This window comes from Arthrobacter echini (genome assembly GCF_004803505.1).
Classification (GTDB): domain Bacteria; phylum Actinomycetota; class Actinomycetes; order Actinomycetales; family Micrococcaceae; genus Arthrobacter_D; species Arthrobacter_D echini.
This window is the reverse complement of the sequence record NZ_SSWH01000011.1, coordinates 19,294-38,488: the sequence shown is the minus strand read 5'-3', so window position 1 is coordinate 38,488 and position 19,195 is coordinate 19,294. Positions and strand designations below refer to the sequence as shown.

General features: G+C 67.9%; 22 protein-coding genes and 1 pseudogene. 11 read left to right on the top strand and 12 right to left on the bottom strand.

Annotated features, from left to right (window positions below; all coding sequences use genetic code 11):
- Positions 1 to 6: 6 nt before the first annotated feature.
- The 4 genes from E8P82_RS12135 (at position 7) to E8P82_RS12120 (ending at position 3,125) form a co-directional block, all read left to right on the top strand.
- Positions 7 to 1,221 carry a THUMP-like domain-containing protein gene (locus E8P82_RS12135; RefSeq protein WP_136455210.1) on the top strand — a complete coding sequence of 405 codons (1,215 nt, stop codon included), beginning with the start codon at positions 7 to 9 and terminating at the stop codon, positions 1,219 to 1,221.
- A gap of 148 nt (positions 1,222 to 1,369) precedes the next feature.
- Entirely contained in the window at positions 1,370 to 2,080 is a 711-nt protein-coding gene (locus E8P82_RS12130) for an HAD family hydrolase (protein WP_136455209.1), read from the top strand.
- A 96-nt stretch (positions 2,081 to 2,176) separates the two neighbouring features.
- Positions 2,177 to 2,671 (top strand): Cys-tRNA(Pro) deacylase, encoded by a 495-nt coding sequence (ybaK, locus tag E8P82_RS12125; protein ID WP_136455207.1) that lies wholly within the window; start codon positions 2,177 to 2,179, stop codon positions 2,669 to 2,671.
- Between the two features lie 31 nt (positions 2,672 to 2,702).
- Positions 2,703 to 3,125 (top strand): GNAT family N-acetyltransferase, encoded by a 423-nt coding sequence (locus E8P82_RS12120; RefSeq protein WP_246021326.1) that lies wholly within the window; start codon positions 2,703 to 2,705, stop codon positions 3,123 to 3,125.
- Between the two features lie 12 nt (positions 3,126 to 3,137).
- Here E8P82_RS12120 and E8P82_RS12115 read toward each other — a convergent pair whose 3' ends face one another.
- The 3 genes from E8P82_RS12115 to E8P82_RS12105 form a co-directional block, all read right to left on the bottom strand.
- Positions 3,138 to 4,004 carry a PhzF family phenazine biosynthesis protein gene (locus E8P82_RS12115; RefSeq protein ID WP_136455204.1) on the bottom strand — a complete coding sequence of 289 codons (867 nt, stop codon included), beginning with the start codon at positions 4,002 to 4,004 and terminating at the stop codon, positions 3,138 to 3,140.
- Positions 4,005 to 4,022: 18 nt separating this feature from the next.
- Positions 4,023 to 5,492: an APC family permease gene (locus E8P82_RS12110; RefSeq protein ID WP_136455202.1), complete on the bottom strand. Its 1,470-nt coding sequence runs from the start codon at positions 5,490 to 5,492 to the stop codon at positions 4,023 to 4,025.
- A gap of 91 nt (positions 5,493 to 5,583) precedes the next feature.
- The gene (locus E8P82_RS12105; protein ID WP_281275801.1) at positions 5,584 to 6,396 is read right to left on the bottom strand and encodes a shikimate 5-dehydrogenase; all 813 of its coding nucleotides are present in this window, start codon (positions 6,394 to 6,396) and stop codon (positions 5,584 to 5,586) included.
- Positions 6,397 to 6,568: 172 nt separating this feature from the next.
- Between E8P82_RS12105 and E8P82_RS12100 the strand changes: the two genes are divergently transcribed.
- Complete coding sequence (locus tag E8P82_RS12100; protein WP_136455201.1) at positions 6,569 to 7,708, top strand: glutamate--cysteine ligase; 1,140 nt, start codon at positions 6,569 to 6,571, stop codon at positions 7,706 to 7,708.
- A 15-nt stretch (positions 7,709 to 7,723) separates the two neighbouring features.
- Here E8P82_RS12100 and E8P82_RS12095 read toward each other — a convergent pair whose 3' ends face one another.
- The gene (locus tag E8P82_RS12095) at positions 7,724 to 8,965 is read right to left on the bottom strand and encodes an MFS transporter (RefSeq protein WP_246021324.1); all 1,242 of its coding nucleotides are present in this window, start codon (positions 8,963 to 8,965) and stop codon (positions 7,724 to 7,726) included.
- Positions 8,966 to 9,036: 71 nt separating this feature from the next.
- Entirely contained in the window at positions 9,037 to 9,162 is a 126-nt protein-coding gene (locus E8P82_RS15420) for a hypothetical protein (RefSeq protein WP_281275800.1), read from the bottom strand.
- An 81-nt stretch (positions 9,163 to 9,243) separates the two neighbouring features.
- Here E8P82_RS15420 and E8P82_RS12085 point away from each other — a divergent pair, with 81 nt between their 5' ends.
- Positions 9,244 to 9,972: a dienelactone hydrolase family protein gene (locus tag E8P82_RS12085; protein ID WP_246021322.1), complete on the top strand. Its 729-nt coding sequence runs from the start codon at positions 9,244 to 9,246 to the stop codon at positions 9,970 to 9,972.
- Positions 9,973 to 10,021: 49 nt separating this feature from the next.
- Here E8P82_RS12085 and E8P82_RS12080 read toward each other — a convergent pair whose 3' ends face one another.
- Positions 10,022 to 10,471 (bottom strand): BLUF domain-containing protein, encoded by a 450-nt coding sequence (locus tag E8P82_RS12080; protein WP_168796571.1) that lies wholly within the window; start codon positions 10,469 to 10,471, stop codon positions 10,022 to 10,024.
- A gap of 142 nt (positions 10,472 to 10,613) precedes the next feature.
- Here E8P82_RS12080 and ptsP point away from each other — a divergent pair, with 142 nt between their 5' ends.
- On the top strand, positions 10,614 to 12,290 hold the full coding sequence (ptsP, locus tag E8P82_RS12075; protein WP_136455197.1) for a phosphoenolpyruvate--protein phosphotransferase: 1,677 nt from the start codon (positions 10,614 to 10,616) through the stop codon (positions 12,288 to 12,290).
- 25 nt (positions 12,291 to 12,315) lie between these two features.
- On the opposite strand, the gene E8P82_RS12070 is transcribed toward ptsP, so the two are convergent.
- Positions 12,316 to 12,927 (bottom strand): maltokinase N-terminal cap-like domain-containing protein, encoded by a 612-nt coding sequence (locus tag E8P82_RS12070; RefSeq protein ID WP_136455195.1) that lies wholly within the window; start codon positions 12,925 to 12,927, stop codon positions 12,316 to 12,318.
- 88 nt (positions 12,928 to 13,015) lie between these two features.
- Here E8P82_RS12070 and E8P82_RS12065 point away from each other — a divergent pair, with 88 nt between their 5' ends.
- The 4 genes from E8P82_RS12065 (at position 13,016) to E8P82_RS12050 (ending at position 14,910) form a co-directional block, all read left to right on the top strand.
- Positions 13,016 to 13,300 (top strand): hypothetical protein, encoded by a 285-nt coding sequence (locus tag E8P82_RS12065; protein ID WP_136455194.1) that lies wholly within the window; start codon positions 13,016 to 13,018, stop codon positions 13,298 to 13,300.
- Positions 13,301 to 13,401: 101 nt separating this feature from the next.
- Complete coding sequence (locus tag E8P82_RS12060; protein WP_136455192.1) at positions 13,402 to 13,698, top strand: hypothetical protein; 297 nt, start codon at positions 13,402 to 13,404, stop codon at positions 13,696 to 13,698.
- Between the two features lie 37 nt (positions 13,699 to 13,735).
- The gene (locus tag E8P82_RS12055) at positions 13,736 to 14,137 is read left to right on the top strand and encodes a nuclear transport factor 2 family protein (protein ID WP_136455191.1); all 402 of its coding nucleotides are present in this window, start codon (positions 13,736 to 13,738) and stop codon (positions 14,135 to 14,137) included.
- 44 nt (positions 14,138 to 14,181) lie between these two features.
- Positions 14,182 to 14,910: a class I SAM-dependent methyltransferase gene (locus tag E8P82_RS12050; RefSeq protein WP_168796570.1), complete on the top strand. Its 729-nt coding sequence runs from the start codon at positions 14,182 to 14,184 to the stop codon at positions 14,908 to 14,910.
- Here E8P82_RS12050 and E8P82_RS15325 read toward each other — a convergent pair.
- The 5 genes and pseudogenes from E8P82_RS15325 to tsaB form a co-directional block, all read right to left on the bottom strand.
- Positions 14,850 to 16,148: pseudogene (locus E8P82_RS15325) on the bottom strand (glycosyltransferase 87 family protein). The gene E8P82_RS12050 and the pseudogene E8P82_RS15325 overlap by 61 nt on opposite strands.
- 290 nt (positions 16,149 to 16,438) lie before the next feature.
- Complete coding sequence (locus E8P82_RS12035; protein ID WP_136455185.1) at positions 16,439 to 16,789, bottom strand: nuclear transport factor 2 family protein; 351 nt, start codon at positions 16,787 to 16,789, stop codon at positions 16,439 to 16,441.
- A 174-nt stretch (positions 16,790 to 16,963) separates the two neighbouring features.
- Entirely contained in the window at positions 16,964 to 18,049 is a 1,086-nt protein-coding gene (tsaD, locus tag E8P82_RS12030; RefSeq protein WP_136455183.1) for a tRNA (adenosine(37)-N6)-threonylcarbamoyltransferase complex transferase subunit TsaD, read from the bottom strand.
- Positions 18,046 to 18,513: a ribosomal protein S18-alanine N-acetyltransferase gene (rimI, locus tag E8P82_RS12025; protein ID WP_136455181.1), complete on the bottom strand. Its 468-nt coding sequence runs from the start codon at positions 18,511 to 18,513 to the stop codon at positions 18,046 to 18,048. The genes tsaD and rimI overlap by 4 nt, the downstream gene beginning before the upstream one ends.
- Entirely contained in the window at positions 18,510 to 19,190 is a 681-nt protein-coding gene (gene tsaB, locus E8P82_RS12020; protein ID WP_136455179.1) for a tRNA (adenosine(37)-N6)-threonylcarbamoyltransferase complex dimerization subunit type 1 TsaB, read from the bottom strand. The genes rimI and tsaB overlap by 4 nt, the downstream gene beginning before the upstream one ends.
- Positions 19,191 to 19,195 lie beyond the last annotated feature (5 nt).

Genomic DNA, 19,195 nt, shown 5'->3' with positions numbered 1-19,195 from the left:
GGCCCGATGTCATCGGAGAACATCGCGGCCGTCCTCAGCCCCGAGGGCTGGGCGCTGCTGAACTCACTCGGGCCGTACGACGAGTCCGGCAGCCTGCGACTCACCGAACAGCTCCGGAAGGCCGGGCACGCACCCGAGGTCATCGCCGCAGCCCTCACCCAGTCACGGCTCCGGGCGAAGGCGGCGGCCAAGTTCGGCCCGTTAGCCGAACGGATGGTGTTCACCGAAGCGGGCCTGGAGCAGGCCACCCGGCTCCAGGTGGCCGCCCGTCATGCGCGTCGCTTCGTCGACGCCGGGCTCCTGCGGATCGCCGATCTGGGCTGCGGCCTCGGCGCCGACAGCATGGCCCTGGCCACTCTCGACCGCGAGGTCACCGCCGTCGAACTCGACGAGACGACGGCCGCGGCGGCGACCCTGAATCTGCTGCCCTTCCCCAACGCGCGCGTGGTGAACGCCGACGCCGGCGCGGTGGACGTGTCCGAGTACGACGGCGTATGGCTGGACCCGGCACGGCGGAGGACGACGTCGTCGGGCACCTCCCGCCTCTTCGACCCCGAGGCCTTCTCGCCGCCGCTGTCCTTCGTGCAGGAGCTGGCCGGTACCGGCACACCCGTGGGCGTGAAGCTGGGTCCGGGCACGCCGCACGAGTCGATCCCCGCGGACTGCGAGGCGCAGTGGGTCTCGGTGGACGGTGTCGTCACCGAGGTGGCGCTGTGGTTCAACGCCCTGCGCCGCGAGGGCGTCCGCCGCGCCGCCCTGGTACTCGGCCCCCCGGGCGCGGCGGAGATGGTGTCGTCCGCCGACTTCGGAGACGGCCCGACGGCGGCGATCGGCGAACCGGAGGGCTATCTCTACGAGCCCGACGGCGCCGTCATCCGCGCCGAACTCGTCGCCGATCTCGCGGCGCAGCTCGACGGACACCTGCTGGACCCGAGGATCGCCTACATCTGCGCACCCTCGTACACGGCTACTCCGTTCGCCCGTGCCTACAGGATCCTCGAGGTGCGCCCCTTCAACCTCAAGGCCCTGAAGGCGTGGGTCCGCGCACAAGGGGTCGGGGTCCTCGACATCAAGAAGCGCGGCATCCCGCTCACGCCGGAGGAGGTGCGGGGCAAACTCCTGGCGGGACCGGGCAAGGGCCGAAGGAGGGCCACACTCGTGCTGACCCGAGTGGGGGACGAGCGGCTCGCGATCGTGGTCGAGCCCGTTCCTGCCGATTAGCCCGGCCTGCTGGGTCGCCCGGCCTGCTGGGTCGCCGGGCCACACATTCGCAGAGCCCGCAACACGCGGGGTCGATGTGCGGCTCCTGCAAGCCTGTTCGTAGACTCGAAGCAGACACGCAGGGATCAGATCAACGGAAGGCAGGTCCATGGCGGACACCACGAAGGACACGACAGCGCGGCACGGCGTCCTCTTCGACGTCGACGGCACACTCGTCGATTCCAACTATCTGCACACGATCGCGTGGTGGCAGTCCTTCCGCCGGTTCGGTCACGACGTCGCGATGGCCGAGATCCACCGGGCCATCGGCATGGGCGGGGACAAGCTCGTGGCGCACCTGCTGGGCGAGGACCGGGATGCCGACCAGGACGCCGAGATCGACTCCACGCACGGGGCCATCTTCTCCTCGTTCTGGCCTTCCCTGCGTGCTTTCGAGGGCGCCACCGAGCTCGTGCGCCGCTGCGCCGACGACGGCCTCGTCGTCGTCCTCGCCTCCTCGGCCTCCCAGGACGACCTCGACGCGAATCGCGCCGTCATCGACGCCGACGAGGCCATCACCGCCGCCACCACCACCGACGACGCCGAGAACAGCAAGCCCGCACCCGACATCCTCCAGGCCGCGCTCGACGCCGGCGGACTGGACGCGGCGAACGTCGTCTTCGTCGGCGATGCGGTCTGGGACGTCATCGCCGCCTCCGAGCTCGGCATCCCGACCATCGCGCTCGCCTCCGGTGGAACGAGTGAGGCCGAGCTCCGTGACGCCGGCGCCGTCGAGGTGTACAAGGACATCCGGGCTCTGCTCGACGGGTTCGACGACGGCGCCCTGCACGCACTGACGTCCCCGAGCGAAGCCGCCTGACCCGGCACGAGCGGCAATCTGCACAATCAGCAGTCGGCACGAGCAGCAGCATGCGCAGTCGGTAGTCAACGCGAGAAGCAGGAGCCGGGCGGGTCGATGGGCAGGAAACAGACCGGATCACGCGGCACACCGGCCCTCGCCGCGCTGACCGCGGCGCAGGTGCCCTTCACCGAACGGCCGTATACGCACGAGGAGGGTGCGCCGTCCTACGGTCTCGAAGCCGCCGCGGCGCTCGGCGTCGACCCTGTCCGCGTCTTCAAGACCCTGATGACCAGCGTGGACGGAGCACTGGCGTGCGCCGTCGTGCCCGTCGACGGGTCGCTCGACCTGAAGGCCCTCGCCGCCGTGCTCGGCGGACGGAAGGCCGCGCTGGCCGATCCCGCGGTGGCCGAGCGTCGGACGGGCTACGTGCTCGGCGGGATCTCCCCCATCGGGCAGCGCCAGCGCTCCCCCGTCGTCGTCGACGTGTCCGTCCTCGACCATGCCACGGTCCTCGTCTCCGGCGGCCGGCGGGGCCTGGACATCGAACTCGCACCCACGGATCTGCTCGCCGTCACCGGTGCGCGGCTCGCGGCGATCGCCGGTCCATAGCGGGCGCGGGCCGCGGGGTAGGGTGACCGGCGTGAAGCTCACCGAAGGGACCCTCCCACCGCTCGCCGAAGCCCTCGCGCTCTACGACGCCGTCGGCTGGAGCGCCTACACGCGCGATCCGGGTCGTCTCCAGCGCAGCCTCGCCGGCTCGCATCTCGTGCTGACGGTGCGCGACGACGACGGCTCACTGCTGGGGCTGGCGAGGACGGTCTCCGACGACGAGTCCGTCTGCTACCTCCAGGACATCCTCGTGCACCCCGACGCCAGGCGCCGCGGCGTGGGCCGGGCGCTGGTCCTCCATGTGCAGGAGCGCTACCGCCACTGCATGTTCATCGCCCTGAGCACCGATGCCGACTCGACGGCCGATGCCGCCCTGTCCCACCCGTTCTATCGGTCCCTGGGCTTCAGTCCCCACCCGGAGCTGGGACTGGCCGCTTTCGGCTACCGGCCCTGACGCTGCACGGTACTACCCGGGCGCTGAAGGATCCTCGCGCCAGGAGTCGCCGATCTGCACGGCCCGGCCCGAGACGGTCACTCCACCGGCTTCGGGGATCGCCACGGTGATGACCGAGGGCCGCCCGACGTCGGACCCCTGGTGCACCGTGAGCACCGCGGGTGACGTGAGCTCGCCGCGGTCCCGGAGGTACGCCCCGAGGGCTGCCGCGGCGGATCCGGTCGCGGGATCCTCGCGGACACCACCGGGCGGGAACGGATTGCGAGCCTCGAAGACCTCCGGCGCGAGCCGGTGGACGACGGCGATGGTCGCGCCCCAGCCCTGCTCGGCCATGAAAGTCTTGAGCCCGTCGTAGTCGTAGTCGAGGGCGTGAAGCACGGCGGAGCTCTGCACGGGCACGATCGGATGGACATTGCCGGCGAAGGCGAGCATCACCGGCAGTCCGGTGGACAGGTCTGCTTCGTCCAGCCGCAGGTGCCTGAGCAGGTCGGCCCGGACGGCGTCGTCGATCTCCCCCACCCACGGCTCGACCGTGACGAGCGAGGCGACCAGACCGTCCCCGATCCGCTCCGTCGTGAGCTCGAGCTGCCCCGCCGGTGTGGCCAGGATAAGGGTCCCGGGCCCCTCGCGTTCGGCGAGCGCGACGCCGGTGGCGATGGTGGCGTGCCCGCAGAACGGAATCTCGGATTCGGGTGCGAAATAGCGGACCGAGGCGTGGCCGGGACTCCGGTCGGTGAGGAACGCACTCTCGGCGTACCCGAGATCGGCGGCGATGGCCTGCATCCGGGCCGGCGTGAGCGGTCCGGCGTCGAGGACCACACCGGCGGGGTTGCCGCCGTCGGGGGTGTCGGTGAACGCTGTGTAGAGGAGGATCTCCATGCGGAGATGCTACCGGCGTCAGTCCGCAGGTCCGGAGCTCTCCAGCAGGGCCGGATCTCCGGGCCTGGTATTGGTCCTCCGGTTGATCAGCCATGTGATGAACCAGAGCACCACGCCGATGAGCATGAGGCCGCCGGCAATCTGGTACTGGATGACGTCGCGTCCCACCCAGGGTCCGGCGAGGAACGCGCACAGGATGGCAGCGACGATCGGCATGGGCCCTGGCGAGGTGAAGAAGACCTTCCTGTTCGGGTCGCGCTTGCGCCGCAGCACCACGCAGGCGATGTTCACCACCGTGAAGACGCACAGGAGCAAAAAGGCCGTGGTACCCGAGAGATTGGCCACGATGTTGCTGTCCGGATCGCTCGTGACGTAGATGATCAGGCCGAGGGCGAGCACGGTGGAGAAGGCGATGCCGGCCCAGGGTGTCAGCCGCACCGGCAGGACCCTCCCGAGCGGGCGGGGCAGGATCCCCTGCCGGGCCATCCCGTAGATCAGCCGGCTGGCCATGAGCATATTGATCAGGGCCGTGTTGGCCACGGCGAAGACCGCCAGGAACGGGAAGATCCGCTCGATCGGGAAGCCCGGGGAGCCCTTCTGCACCACCTCGAGCAGTGCGGCACCCTCGGACTCACGGATGCTCTCCAGCTCGGTGGGGCTCAGCACCGTGACCACGGAGATGGCGACCAGCATGTAGAAGACGACGGCGATCCCGAGTCCCGTCAGCATGGTGCGTGGGAAGATCCGCTCGGGGTTCTGGGTCTCCTCCACCATGTTGACCGAGTCCTCGAAGCCGACCATCGCGAAGAAGGCGATGGAGGTCGCGGCGGTCACCGCGAGGAACAGGCCCTTGTCCTGTTGGTCCGAGAACACGAAGATCTCGCCGATGTTGCCGTTGCCCTGCGCCATCGCGTAGAAGCCGACACCGATCACGATGCACAGTGCCGTCATCTCGACCAGCGTCAGCACCACGTTGAACTTGACGCTCTCCCCGACGCCGCGCAGATTGATGACGGCGAGCAGCAGCATGAAACCCAGCGCCACAAGGGTGATCACGCCCTGCCCGGGCGCGTCCAGCCAGCCGTTGACCTCGAGCCCGCCGAAGAAGTTCTGGGCCAGGACGTTCGCCGACGTGGACGCGCTGGTGATCCCGGAGCACACCACGGCGAACGCGACCAGGAACGTGACGAAGTGGATGCCGAATGCCTTGTGCGTGTACAGCGCGGCGCCGGCGGCCTGGGGGTACTGCGTGACGAGTTCCAGATAGGACAGCGCCGTCATGGTCGCCACGATGAACGCGAGCAGGAACGGGAGCCAGACGATCCCTCCGACCGTCCCCGCCATGGTCCCGGTGACGGCGTACACCCCTGCTCCGAGGATGTCCCCGACGATGAACAGCAGCAGCAGCTTCGGTCCCAGGACCCGTTTGAGCTCCGGTTGAGCGGTGGTGGTCGGTGCGTCGGACGCCCGTTCGGCGGAAGTGCTCATGCTGTCCCTCCCTGGGTTTCCACCACACTGTGGACCCGTTCGGCCCGCTTGGCAAGAGAGCTACCTCGGTATGTGCCGATCGGCAGGTCCGCTACCGGCGCGAGAACTTCCCCGCTGCCCGGACCTGCTCGGGCGTGGGCCTGATGCTCGTGTAGAGGACGAACTGCTCCTCGGCCTGCAGGGCTACCACCTCCGCACCCGTGATCACCGGTTTCCCTGTCTCCCGCGCCGCGATGACGAGCGGCGTCTCCGAGGGGGAGGCGACGACGTCGAACACCACGCGGGCGGCGTCAATGGCGTGCTGCGGGAAGGCGACGACGTCGGCGTCGTCACCCGTCATGCCCAGCGGCGTCACGTTGATGAGCAGATCCGCCGCCGGCTCCTCCACCTCCGCCTGCCACGCAAAGCCGTACTGCCCGGCGAGCGCGCGGCCGGTGCGCTCGTTGCGGGCAACGATCCGGACCCGATCGAAGCCGGCATCGCGCAGTGCTGCGACGACGGCCTTGGCCATCCCCCCGGAGCCGCGGACGAGCACCGAATGCGTGGCCGGAACGGCGTGCCCACGCAGCAGGCGTGCCACCGCGAGGTAGTCGGTGTTGTAGGCGGTGAGGACGCCGTCGTCGTTCACGATGGTGTTGACGGAGTCGATGGCCTGCGCGGACGGATCCAGGCGGTCCACCAGGGCGATCACGTCCTCCTTGAACGGCATCGAGATGGCGCAGCCACGGATACCGAGCCCGCGCACACCGGTGATGGCCGCCGGCAGGTCCGTGGTGGTGAAGGCCTTGTAGATGTAGTTCAGGCCCAGCTCCTCGTAGAGATAGTTGTGGAAGCGCGTGCCGATGTCGGTCGGCCGCGCGGCCAGGGAGATGCACAGGGTCATGTCTTTGTTCAGAATGGGCACGCGCCCATTCTGCCCTGACACTGTATTCGTGCATCGCCGTGACCCTGTGACATCCGGGCGACGCAGGACCCTCATGACCGCAGGGCCTCACTACACTTGACCTCGGTCCTCCCCCGCGACGGCGCACTCCAGAGGCCTTATCCTTCCGTCCGTACAGTCCAGGAGTACACCGGTGACCATTGATTTCGCGCAGTCTGCCCAGTCGACCCTCGGTGTCGAATGGGAACTCGCCCTGGTGGACCGTTACAACGGAGAACTGGTCTCCGTTGCGGACCAGGTGCTCCGCGGAGTCAGCGCGAACCATCCGGAAATGCAGGAGGACGAGGAACACCCGCACATCAAGCAGGAACTCCTGCTGAACACCGTGGAACTCGTCACCGGCGTCTGCACCACGGTCGGTGAGGCCAAGGAGGATCTCGCCCGCTCGCTCGCCGCAGTCCGTGAGGTCACCGATCCGATGGGAGTGGAGCTGTTCTGCGCGGGTTCGCACCCCTTCAGCGCGCCGCGCGCCCAGCAGGTGACGAATCGCGAACGCTACGCGAAACTGATCGACCGCACGCAGTGGTGGGGGAAGCAGATGGTCATCTACGGCGTGCACGTCCACGTGGGTCTCGACCGGCGCGACAAGGCGCTGCCGGTGGTCGACGGTCTGCTGAACTACGTGCCGCACTTCCAGGCGCTCTCGGCGTCGTCGCCGTTCTGGGGCGGTGAGGACACCGGCTACGCCTCGCAGCGGGCCCTCATGTTCCAGCAGTTGCCCACCGCCGGTCTTCCCTTCCACTTCGACGACTGGGCCGGCTACGAGTCCTACGTGCAGGACATGTCCACCACCGGGGTGATCGACTCCGTCAGCGAGATCCGCTGGGACATCCGGCCGGTCCCGAATCTCGGCACGGTGGAGATGCGGGTGTGCGACGGTCTCTCGACACTGCAGGACGTGGGTGCGGTGGCCGCCCTGACCCAGTGCCTGGTCCAGGAGTTCTCCGACACGCTCGACGCCGGCGGGGTGATCCCCACCATGCAGCCCTGGCACATCCAGGAGAACAAGTGGCGGGCCGCGCGGTACGGCCTCGACGCAATCATCATCCTCGACGCCGCCGGTAACGAACAGCTCGTCACCGACCACCTCGCCGAGGTCCTCACCCGGCTGGAGCCCATTGCCCGCAGGCTCGGCTGCAGCAGGGAGCTCGCGGACGTCGAGGCGATCATGCAGCGCGGCGCCGGGTATCAGCGCCAGCGTCGCGTCGCGGAGGAGAACGACGGCGACCTCCGCGCCGTCGTGCTCGACATGGTGCAGCAGCTGCGCGCCTAGTTGTTCACAGTCATCTCACACTGTCGTAGCCGGCGTACTCTCTTCCTCCGCTGACGGCTCGTCCAGGTACCTGTTCGCCACCAGGATCCACGTGACGGCGACGACGAGCAGCACCCCTCCGATGGCAACGACAGTGAGAGTGGTGCTCGCATCCGCACCAGCCCCGATCACCGGGTTGGCAGCGATTCCCACGAGGCTTCCGATGGAACTCGCGACGTTCAGCACGGTGGCCCGGCGACCTCTGGGAATCACCCGGTTGGCGACAGCTGTGGTGATCGGCCCGCGTGCATTCATGCCGAGCACCACGAGGACGAAACCGAGGATCACCAGCGGCGCCTGCGGCGTCGCCATGAGGATGAAGCCGACAACGCCGAAGCTCATGGCGACGAACAGGGCGTACTTCCGCCCGAGGGCATGCTCGATCCTGCCGGCATGGTGGTTGTAAAGCGCGGCCACGAGTTGAGCCCCGCCTCCGATGACGCCCCAGACCGCAACGGGTATTTCAGCCTGCGAGAAAAGTGGCTGATTCAGTGTGAACACCGCGTTGAAGAGCACGAACGAGGCGCTCGACGCCACCGCGACGTAGAGGAGTATCGGCGTGGTGAACAGAACGCGGATACCCGTCGCAAGGTGTGTGAGAGCAGACTCCAGTTCCTGCTCGGCGTCCTCGGGCTCCGGCAGCTGGGACGGCAGGAAGCAGGCAGCGGCGGCGGCGAGGACTGCGGCCGTTGCAGCAGCTACTGCCGGCCAGCCGATATCGATCTCTGCCAGAAGCCCGCCGACGACGGCGGCGCCTACCCCCGCGATCAGGTCGAGCGAGCTCAGCTGTCCGTAGACACCGACCGATGCTCTGTCGGCATCGGGGCCGAGGGAGTCATAAATGTACGCCTCCTGCACGCCGGTGAGCATGGCGATGCCGGCGCCGCTGATCGCGAAGGAAACTGCGAATCCGACGAACGAACCACTGGACGCGAACAGTATTTCGGCTACCGCGTTCAGGACGAACCCGGCGATGATCACGAAGCGGCGGTCGATCCGGTCCGCGACGAGGCCGGCCGGTATCTCCGTGAGCATGATGGTCGCGACGAGGATGCTCTCGAAGATGAAGATGTCCGACAACGACTGGCCTCGGTCCATGAGGAACAGTGCGCTGACCGGGACGTAGAAGCTCAGCCCCGCAGCTGTCGTCGAGATCGCCAGAGGTGCGAGGGCCCGGTTTCCCCAGACGTTTCGCCAGGCGGACGTGGTGGAACTCATCGGTCGACCTCATCGTCGGTACGGACTGGATGGTAGTGAGTTCAGTGGCGGTGGGCCGGTGCCTGAAGGTTCTAGGCAACGAAGATGCAGAACGGGTGACCGGCCGGATCCGCATGGACGTACAGCGGTTCCTCGGCCAGCCCTCGCACGTCGGTGGTATCCAGGACCGTGTGGAGGAACTGCGGGTAGTCGGGCATCCACCGAGACTAGTAATCAGGAGAACCCTGCGCCAGTGGTGCGCTCCTTGGTCGGGGTCGCGGCGTGTGCAAGCATGAGCTGTGACCAGCATTGACGACGAGTCCACGCAGAAAACGCAGCCGCGAACGGTGAGCATCGAAATGGCCGAGGGTTCGCTACCCGGCTACCTGTGGCTCCCGGATTCGGGGCACGGCCCGGGGCTGGTGCTGTGCCAGGAGATCTTCGGGGTCAGCGAGTACATCCGGGATCGCGCGGCCGACCTGGCAGATCTGGGCTATGTGGTTCTGGCACCGGAGTTCTACCACCGCCTTCCAGCGCAGAGCGTGGACGAGACTCGCGACGACTTCCTGCAGCAGGCCCTGGCCCTGGCCGGTGAGGTGGACTGGGAAACGGCGGTCGGCGAGGGCGTTGCGGCGCTGGAGTGGTTGAGCGGCCAGGACGACGTCGTGGGGAACCCCGGCCTGATCGGTTTCTGTTTCGGTGGTGGGTTGGCGTTCGCCATCGCCGCCGAGGGCGATCCCTCGACGCTGGTCAGCTATTACGGTTCGGCGCTGCCGGGGCTGCTCGGGCTGGCGGATCGGGTCCGGTGTCCTCAGCTGCATCACTTCGGTGAGTCGGACAGCTACATCGCCGCTGATCAGGTCGCAGCGATCGAGGAAGCTGTGACGGCTGGAGGGAAGACGGAATTCCACACCTATCCCGGCGCCGATCACGCCTTCGACAATCCCCACCCGCAGTTCCATCACGCGACTGCCTCGGCGGCAGCCTGGTCGCGGACGGTGGAGTTCCTCTCCCGTACGCTTCCCTGACCAGTCAGCCCACGCAGGACACAGCGCATCGCAGGTCGTCAGGCGCAGATCAGCTGCGCTGGGAGGTCCTGTCCCGGAACCAGTGGATGAGCTCGCGCAGGGTCGTGATGGATCGCTGTGCGTCGTCGTCGCCCTCGATGTCGGACAGTGAGGTGCGGAAGCCGGGGATCTCGTCGATGCTCACGTCGGAGGCCGGCTCGAACGCCATGGTCCAGTCGGGGAAGTGGCGCTCGTCGATCGTCTCCTGGAAGAGGATGCGCACGTCGAGGTGCCTCGGATCGGCTGCAATGATCGACATGCGTTCGCGCAGGACGTCGCTCGGGCCCTCGATGACCTGGAGGAACTGTCCGCTGCGGTAGAGCAGCACGCCGGTCAGGTCGGCGTCGGCGTTGTTCCTCCGGCTCAGTGCCAGCAGGTCACCGAGTTCCCCGTCGCCGAACGGGTGGGCCGCACTGCTCGCGTACACGATCGACAGCAGGTCCCGGGAAAAGGTGCTCACACGCCCAATGTACCGACCGTGGGCAGGACCAGGGACAGCTTGTTCTGCCGGACCAGCACGCAACGGGATGGCACCGAAGCACTCCCTGCACGGCACAATGGTGGTGGACCTGGCGGAACCGGCAACGAGACGAGGACGTTCGATGGAGAATCTTGCAGGGGTCGGAGTCAGCCCCGGACGCGTGATCGGCCCCGTCCGACACATGCCGAAAGCAGTCGGTGAACCTCCCGCCGACGAACGCAACGACTCTCCGGAGGCAGCGAACGACGCCCTCCTGGCGGCGTCGAAGACTGTCCAGGAAGAGCTCGAGCGCAGGGCCGGTGCCGCCACGGGCAACGCCAAAGCGGTTCTGCAGGCCACCTCCCTCATGGCCGCGGACCCCATGCTGCTGAAGTCCGCGAAGAAGCTCATCGACAGGGGTGCCTCGGCGGAACGAGCCGCGTGGGAGGCAGGGGCCTCCGTCGCCGAGATGCTGCACAATCTCGGCGGCTACATGGCCGAGCGCACCGCCGATGTCCTCGATGTGCGCTCCCGGATCGTGGCAGAGCTGCGCGGGCTGCCCGCCCCCGGCATCCCGTCCTCCGATACGCCGTTCGTCCTCGTCGCCGAGGATCTGGCTCCCGCCGACACGGCGACCCTCGACCCCGCCCTGGTCCTCGCCCTCGTCACCTCCGGTGGCGGGCCGCAGTCCCACACGGCGATCATCGCCCGCTCCCTGGGGCTGCCCGCCGTCGTCGCAGCGTCCGGCGTGGAGCGGATCGAGGAGGGCACCTCCGTCTTCGTCGACGGCGCCGCCGGCACCATCTCCCTCGATCCGGGCGCCGACGAGGAAGCCGCAGCAGCGGCGTACCGGGCGGCAGCGGCGGCACTCACGGTGTTCGACGGCGACGGCGTCACGGCCGACGGGCACAAGGTCCCACTCCTCGCCAACGTCGGCGGAGCCAGGGACGCCGTGCAGGCCGCCGAGGCGAACGCGCAGGGTGTGGGCCTGCTGCGCACGGAGTTCTGCTTCCTCGGACGCGACACCGAGCCGACCGCCGAGGAACAGGTCGAGGCCTACCGGGGGGTCTTCGACGCGTTCCCCGGCCAGAAGGTCGTGGTGCGCACCCTGGACGCCGGCGCGGACAAGCCCCTGCCGTTCCTCACCGACACCACCGAACCCAACCCCGCCCTCGGCGTCCGCGGGTACCGCACCGATCTCACCTCACCGGGCGTCCTCGAGCGCCAGCTGGCGGCCATCGCCGACGCCGCCGCGCAGGCCAGCGCCGACGTCTGGGTCATGGCGCCCATGATCTCCACCGCCCAGGAGGCTGCGGACTTCGCCGCGCTGTGCGCCGCCGCCGGCCTGCGCACTCCCGGCGTCATGGTGGAGGTGCCCTCGGCCGCCCTGACCGCGGAGGCGATCCTCGGTGAGGTCTCCTTCGCGAGCCTGGGCACCAACGACCTCACGCAGTACACCATGGCCGCCGACCGTCAGCTCGGCTCCCTGGCCGCCCTCAACAACTCGTGGCAACCCGCTCTCCTGCGCATGGTGCACCTCACGGTCGAGGGCTCCACCGCCGAGGGCCACGCCAAACCCGTGGGTGTCTGCGGCGAAGCGGCCGCGGACCCGGCCCTCGCCGTCGTGCTCGTCGGCCTCGGGATCTCGACCCTGTCCATGACCCCGCGCGCGCTGGCCGCGGTGGGTGCCGTGCTGAACAGCGTGACACTCGCCGACGCCCAGCGGATCGCAGGCATCGCACTCGCCGCACCGACAGCTACCGAGGCCCGGGCACGCACCCGCGCCGAACTGCCGATCCTCGACACACTCGGCCTGTAACCGCCAGAACCAGCCGGCGCCAGAGCTACTTGCGCCGGGCCTGACCCGCAGCGGCCAGCTGCAGCCTCAAATCACCGACGACGGCGAGCAGCGCGTCCCGGCCGAGGACGTCCGCGCGCGGATCGGGGCGCCGGAAGAGCAGCACAGGCTCCCTGGGTGTGTCGAGCTCGACGACGTCGGTCCCGGCGACCGCGGGCGCGCGGCCGTGATCCCCCGCGCTCCACTCGAGCGTGAGGGTCGGTTCGATCCGCACGATCTCGTCGTCCACCTCGTGGAACTGCTCGGCCTGCCCTGCACCGGTCAGGACCGCATCCCCGATGGCCGCCAGGTACACCGGATCGGCGACGGCGTCGTAGACCCACCGCTGACCGAGCACAGGATGATCGATGGTCCCGATCAGGTACTCCTCCAGCTCGGCGACCGGCTCACCGCGGTAGGCCAGGGGCACCTGCAGGAGGGTCTCGCCGTCCCTGAGCAGCAGGGTCTCCACTCCCACCTCCCCGGCAGGATCATCGAAGCGATACGCCGCGATCTGCTCCGGGGCGCTGACACCCCTGGCCCAGGGCTGACCCGGCAGCCAGGGCAGGAGCACGTCCACTTTGGAGGGGCTCAGGGCTACGTCGTAGATGAAGGCCATGCTGCCCAGCCTAGGCGCAACGGGCCCGCACGTCGTGGGGCGGAAGCACGTCCAGCTGAATGTCGGCCCGCGCACATACCCTCGCCCCATGGCAGAACGACCGGGCTGGCACGGCATCCCACCCAGCACCGACAGGTACGTCCCTCCGCTGCAGCTCGACGTTCCCACGCGCCGGGTCATCCTGCCGCAGCGCTCCCCCGCGCTGTGGGTGGAGCTCCACTACCCGGACGGATCGACTCGCACCATGAAGGGCTTCGCGATGGCCTGGACCGCCACCGCCGTCCTGGCGCAGTGGATCGAGTACTCGCGGGCCCGTGAGGCATGGGTGGCTGCCTCGGCCTGCCGCCGTCGCGTGCTGGCGACGCCTGCCTGAGCGCACCGCTGACCATCCTCCCTCCGACGGGACGCGACTACGCCCGCCCTCGTACAGTGGCGGGATGGACCAATCGACTGAGCACGCGGTTCCGGGTACGCATGCCTAGCGCGGCCGGGTGGCACGGACTGCCCCCGACGGCCCACGAGTTCGTCCCGCCCGTGCAGCTCCCGGCTCCGACCGAGGGCGTCACCGAGTCCGTCGCCCCCGCGCCGGCCCTGTGGGTCGAGCTGGAGTACCCGAACGGTTCCCGGCAGAGAGTGCGCGGCTTCGCCATGGCATGGACCAGGACCGCTGTGCTCGCGCAGTGGATCGAGTTCTCGATCGCCCGGGAAGCCTGGGTCCGCGCCGATCAGTGCACCCGGCGCGAGATCCCCAACTCCGCCCCGGGTACCTGACCGGTACCGTGCGCCGGTACGCCGGTAGCATCGCCCTATGGACGCGCGTACTGAAGCAGTCGAGGTGGTCCGGCGCTACTGGTCGTCGGTATGGAGCAGGGACTGGGACGGCGTGGGGCGGACACTCGCCGACGACGTCGAGGTCTTCTGGCCCGTGACCCGGGAAATCATCCGGGGACGCGACAACATGGTCGCGGTGAACTCCCAGTACCCCAATGGGTGGAGCATCGACGTCCTGAACGCCTACGACGCCGGCGACGTGGTGATCTCCGAGGTCCAGGTGCCGCAGGAGGATGTGGGGATCTTCCGCGTCGTGTCCCTCTGGACGGTAATCGACGGCGTCATCACCTCGGGGCGCGAGTACTGGACCCTGTACGGCGGCGAGGAAGGCGCCGACTGGCGCCGTCGCTACACCGACGTCGGCGACCTGCCCTCCTGAGTGTGTTCCCGTGCCAGATGCTCAGGTCGGCTACATTGGGTTCGATGAGTGAGAATCACAGTTCGGACCTGTATGACGCCGTCAATAGCTGGGGTCCGATCGGTGACTTTTTCCTCGAGCTCCTCACCATGACGCCTGGCGCGCGCGTGCTGGACCTCGGTTGTGGAACAGGTCGCATAACACTCGCTGCGGCTGAGGCCGGGTGCCAGGTGATGGGCGTCGATCCCAACCCGACCTCCCTCCGCGCTGCTCGAGCCAAACCCGGCGCCGATCGGGTGCGGTGGGTCGATGGAACATCCCGAATGATTCCTCCCGATGCCCGTTTCGATGCCGCGATCATGTCCTCCAATGTCGCCCAGGAAATGCTCGACGACGCCGAACTCGCCCGGACCTTCAGCGATATCGCCTCTCACCTCGCCCCCGGCGGTCGCCTTGCCTTCGATTCACGCGATCCCGAAGCTCGCGGCTGGGAGGCCTGGACCAAAGAGCGCAGCCATCGCATCGTGAACCTGCCCGAGGGCGAAGAGGAACACTGGTACCGGACCACGCACGTCGATGAGGAAGCCGGCGTGGTGGACTTCTGTGCCCACGACATCACTCCTGACGGGCATGAGCAGGTCGAGTGTCAGCCACTGCGGTTCAGGTCCGAGGGTCACCTCCGCCTCATGCTCGAGGACGCGGGGCTGGAGGTCGAGAACATCTTCGGCGGATATCAGGGCGAACCGGCAGGGCACGGAACCGGAGCGCTCGTCGTCATCGCCTTCCGCCCCTGATCCGACGGTCCTACGGGCGTAACGGGTGAGGATTTCTTCGCGGTCTTCGTGATAGCGGCGATGGCCGCTACGGCGGCGACTATCCAGACTGACGAGAGCAGTTCCATCCACCAGGGGCCCTGACCCTGGATCGTGCCGTAATACAGGAGGCTCATCGTCAGCGAGGACACCAGGAAGAGCACGTACAGCGCTACGGCTCCTTGTCGCATCCGACGCGTAACGTGCGCCGGTGTTGGGTGTGGGGGAAGGGCCAGCGAGGGCAGGAGGAGAATGAACCACACCCAGTGGTGGAACCAACTGATCGGTGAAATCATCAGCATGACTGTTGAAACAACTCCTATGGCCGCCACGGTCTCGCTCGATGCCAGGAGCCTGCGTGTAGCGACGTAGCCGCAAAGGATCGTTCCTACTGACAAGACGATCCACACGAGGGTTGCGCCGTCGTCGGCCAAGCCCAGGCGCTGGCTGAAAGCCCTCAGTGTCACCGAGTACATGTCCTCGTCATTGCCGACCCTGCTGGTGCTGAAAAGGCCCTCGGTCCAGAAGTACCTGGAGCCTTCCACCGTGATGAGGAACCCTGTTGCTACGGTCGCGGCGAAGCCCGTGGCCATCCAGATCAGTGCTTTCCAGTCGCGTTGGGCCAGGAAGAACAATCCCATTGCCAGGGGAGTGAGTTTTATACCCGCCACCAGTCCTGTCAGCAGACCTCAAGGAAGAATGCGTCCAGTGGTGCGAAGCAGGTCCAGGAGGATGACAGCCATCAGGACCGCGTTGATCTGCCCGAAGGATATGCCTTCTCGCCATGGACCGGAGAAGCCGACGAGGAAGACCATCGCTCCTACGAGCGCCGCGTGGCGCCATGAGGATTGTTGACGCAGGAAGGCGTTCAGCCGCGGTGTCCTGGTGATGACGAGATGCCCGACGACCAACATGGACACGATCAGTACACCCGTATGAAGAACTGCTCCGACTCCGGCTGGGATTACCGCATACGGGAGAAAGAACAGCACCGCGAACGGCGGATAGGTGAACGGCAGCCACGAGGAACCAGCGACATGCCAGAGCTCCCGGTCGTAGAGTCCGGTCGATCCCTCGAGCCCGAGGTACGCCCCGGCACCAGCCCTGTACACGTTGAAGTCGAGGCTGTGGATGAAGGAGATCCACCACACCAGAGCACATGCCGCCACCACGAGGACAAGGGTCAAACGAGAATGAAGCAACGGGAACCGAAAGGACATCCTTTCAGCCTAGGGCCCTGACGCATCGGCCTGTGTGGGTGGCGAGTATGTTCCTGCGTAGCAGCATGGCATCGATCAACGAGGCGGAGCGGGACATCGCCGAAGCTGTTTCCCTCCGTTCCGGTCCGCGGGCTGATCGGTACCCGGTTAACGTGACCGACGGGAATTTCCGCGGCTCACGGTGGTGCGACTTCGTCTGAGGCGCGAAACCGCAATGCGGACGTACAACTCCCCCGCTTTTCCATACTCCGTGCTTGCGCCGACGCGACGAAGGCTCACCGCAGAAGGATTCATTCGGAAGTAGCAATTGTAGTTCCCTGGTGAAAGCGCATCACGGGTCCCCTTTCGCCTTCCGCCCATATCGAGGAGTGGCGGCTCTCTCTGCCCGCTTCTCGGATGAGATACGTGACGAGGGCGAGGTCCTGTCCCAAGGGGTAGAACGTCCATTCGTCCGCGACCGGTACGTCGTGCTCTGCTTCGTCTGCGAGGGCGGCGACGATCTCGCTACGCGTCCACCGATTGCCAGAACGGCCGATCTCGACAAAGTCTGGATGCAGGAGTTCTTCTACTCTGGTCGGATCATGGCGAACTGCTGATGTCAGTAGCTCCTCTTCTGCCGCCCGAATGGTGTCATAATCCATTCGATCAGCCTGGCATATCGCGGTAGTCAGCGACGACGTTGTAACGGCCAGGTAGAACGGGACACGCCTATGGTTGGTCGTGGTCAATCCCGACGGTCATTGCTGAAACGCCTGAGGGCGTCGTAGCACTCGTGGCTCACGGGAACGCCGCCGAAGAAGCCCGGGCGAAGGGCCTCAGACCTCCGGCAGGACCACACTCGTGACCGGCAGCGACGGGTTCGTCCCGAAGGCGATCCCGCTCGGGCTCCGGCCACTGCGCACGAGCTGCGCGCCGAGCGCCGCGACCATCGCGCCGTTGTCCGTGCACAGCGAGATCGGCGGCACGGTCAGTGTGATCCCCGCCGCGGCGCACCGCTCCTGCGCCAGCTCGCGCAGCCGCCGGTTCGCCGCCACACCGCCGCCGAGCAGCAGATCGGTGATGCCGTGCTCCTGGCAGGCGAGGACGGCCTTGGACGTGACCACGTCGACCACCGCTTCCTGGAACGAGGCCGCGATGTCCGCCACCGGCACCTCGCGGCCCGCCGCCTCGTACTGCTCCACGGAGCGGGCCACCGCCGTCTTGAGTCCGCTGAAGGACCAGTCGTAGCGGTGCGGCCCCGGTTCCTCCGCCGTACCCATGTACTTCGGCTGCGAGAGCCCGCGGGGGAACCGGATGGCCTTCGGATCACCGTCGGCCGCGACGCGGTCGATCGCCGGGCCACCGGGGTATCCGAGACCGAGGATGCGCGCCGTCTTGTCGTAGGCCTCACCGGCGGCGTCGTCGATCGTGGAACCCAGCAGTTCGACGTCGCCCGCGATGTCCACGACACGCAGGATCTCGGTGTGGCCGCCGGAGACCAGCAGTGCGCCGAGCGCCGGAGGAAGCCCGTCGGCGGGCGCTCGTCCGATCAGTCCGACCCCCACGTGCGCCACGAGATGATTGATCGCGAACAGCGGCTTCCCCGTCGCGACGGCGAGCGCCTTCGCGGCGGCCACGCCGACCATGAGCGCGCCGGAGAGTCCCGGACCTGCCGTGACCGCGATGGCGTCGACGTCCTCGAGAGAGACATCGGCCTCCGCGAGCGCTGCCTGCAGTGTCGGTACGAATGCCTCGAGGTGCGCGCGCGAGGCGATCTCGGGGATCACGCCGCCGAATCGCACGTGCTCGTCCATCGACGAGGACACGGTGTTGGTCAGCAGCTGCGTTCCACGCACGACGCCGACGCCGGTCTCGTCGCACGAGGACTCGATCCCAAGGATCAGCGGTTCTGTTGCGGTCACGATACCTCTCCTGACTCCGCCGACAGCACCAGTTGCATGACCCAGGCATCGACGCCGTCGCGGTAGTACTTCTTCCTGATGTGGATCTTCCTGAAGCCGTAGCGCGTATAGAGTTCCTGCGCCCGGGGATTGTCGGCCCGCACCTCGAGCATCACAGAGGCTGCTCCCCTGCGGCGCGCCTCCCCGAGCAGCTCTGTGAGCATGGCGCGGCCCATGCCCTGCCCCTCGAAGCGCGGCAGCACTCCGATGGTCTGGATGTCCGCCGTCGTATCGATGACCATGAGACCGGCGTAGCCCACGATCCGGCCGTCGACCTCCACCACGATGTAGCGTCTGGTGTCCGGCTGGAAGAATTCGGAGTAGAACAGCTCCAGCGGCCAGGCGTCGGTGGGGAACAGCTCGTTCTCCAGCGTCCCGATGGTCTCGATGTCCTCGTAGGCGAGGTCCCGCAGGACGAAACTCACGCCGTCGCCCGCTTCCGCGGACCCGGTACCTGCGCGTCGGACTCCCGCAGATACAGCGGCGAGGTGTCCAGCAATGCCCGACCCGCGAGCAGCCGGGCGTGGGCGACGCGCCCCAGGGAGGCGGCATCGGGGTCCGACGTCGTGAAGCCGGGCACGCCGGCGAGATCCTCCGGGTACAGGCTCGCCGAACGCCCGACGACGGGACGGCCAGACGGCAGTCCCGCGGCCGGACCGACGTGCGGGCCGTCCAGGAGCTCCGGCAGCACGGCGCCCTCCGCGGGCGCGCGATATGCGGCCCAGTAGATCTCGCCGCGGCGCGCATCCGTCCCGACGAGGAACTCCGAGGCAGGTTCCGTGGCGCCGCGCGTCACCGCGTCGAAGGCCAGCGCGTCCAGGCTCATCACACCGTGCAGTCTCACGCCCCAGGCGAAGCCGAGCGTCCGCGCAGTCATCAGCCCGGCACGCAACCCGGTGAAGGGCCCCGGACCCACACCTGCGATGATCGCGTCGAGGTCGGTGCCCGCCACCCCGGCGTCGGCGAGGATCCGCCGCACGGCGGGAGCGAGGACCTCGGCGTGCGAGCGCGTGTCGGCGCTGGCGAACCGGCCGACGACGACGTCGTCCTGCAGGAGCGCAACGGTGGCCGCGGCGGAGGTGTCGAGGGCGAGGAGAAGCACCCGGC

Coding starts and splice junctions, on each gene's coding strand:
- E8P82_RS12060 (WP_136455192.1), top strand. CDS start 13,402: ATGCCTAGCGCGGCCGGGTGGCACGGACTGCCCCCGACGGCCCACGAG.
- E8P82_RS15420 (WP_281275800.1), bottom strand. CDS start 9,162: ATGCCCGACTACCCGCAGTTCCTCCACACGGTCCTGGATACCACCGAC.
- E8P82_RS12110 (WP_136455202.1), bottom strand. CDS start 5,492: ATGAGCACTTCCGCCGAACGGGCGTCCGACGCACCGACCACCACCGCT.
- ybaK (WP_136455207.1), top strand. CDS start 2,177: ATGGGCAGGAAACAGACCGGATCACGCGGCACACCGGCCCTCGCCGCG.
- E8P82_RS12115 (WP_136455204.1), bottom strand. CDS start 4,004: ATGGAGATCCTCCTCTACACAGCGTTCACCGACACCCCCGACGGCGGC.
- E8P82_RS12035 (WP_136455185.1), bottom strand. CDS start 16,789: ATGGATTATGACACCATTCGGGCGGCAGAAGAGGAGCTACTGACATCA.
- E8P82_RS12055 (WP_136455191.1), top strand. CDS start 13,736: ATGGACGCGCGTACTGAAGCAGTCGAGGTGGTCCGGCGCTACTGGTCG.
- E8P82_RS12070 (WP_136455195.1), bottom strand. CDS start 12,927: ATGGCCTTCATCTACGACGTAGCCCTGAGCCCCTCCAAAGTGGACGTG.
- E8P82_RS12135 (WP_136455210.1), top strand. CDS start 7: ATGTCATCGGAGAACATCGCGGCCGTCCTCAGCCCCGAGGGCTGGGCG.
- E8P82_RS12065 (WP_136455194.1), top strand. CDS start 13,016: ATGGCAGAACGACCGGGCTGGCACGGCATCCCACCCAGCACCGACAGG.
- E8P82_RS12130 (WP_136455209.1), top strand. CDS start 1,370: ATGGCGGACACCACGAAGGACACGACAGCGCGGCACGGCGTCCTCTTC.
- E8P82_RS12095 (WP_246021324.1), bottom strand. CDS start 8,965: ATGAGTTCCACCACGTCCGCCTGGCGAAACGTCTGGGGAAACCGGGCC.
- ptsP (WP_136455197.1), top strand. CDS start 10,614: ATGGAGAATCTTGCAGGGGTCGGAGTCAGCCCCGGACGCGTGATCGGC.
- E8P82_RS12050 (WP_168796570.1), top strand. CDS start 14,182: ATGAGTGAGAATCACAGTTCGGACCTGTATGACGCCGTCAATAGCTGG.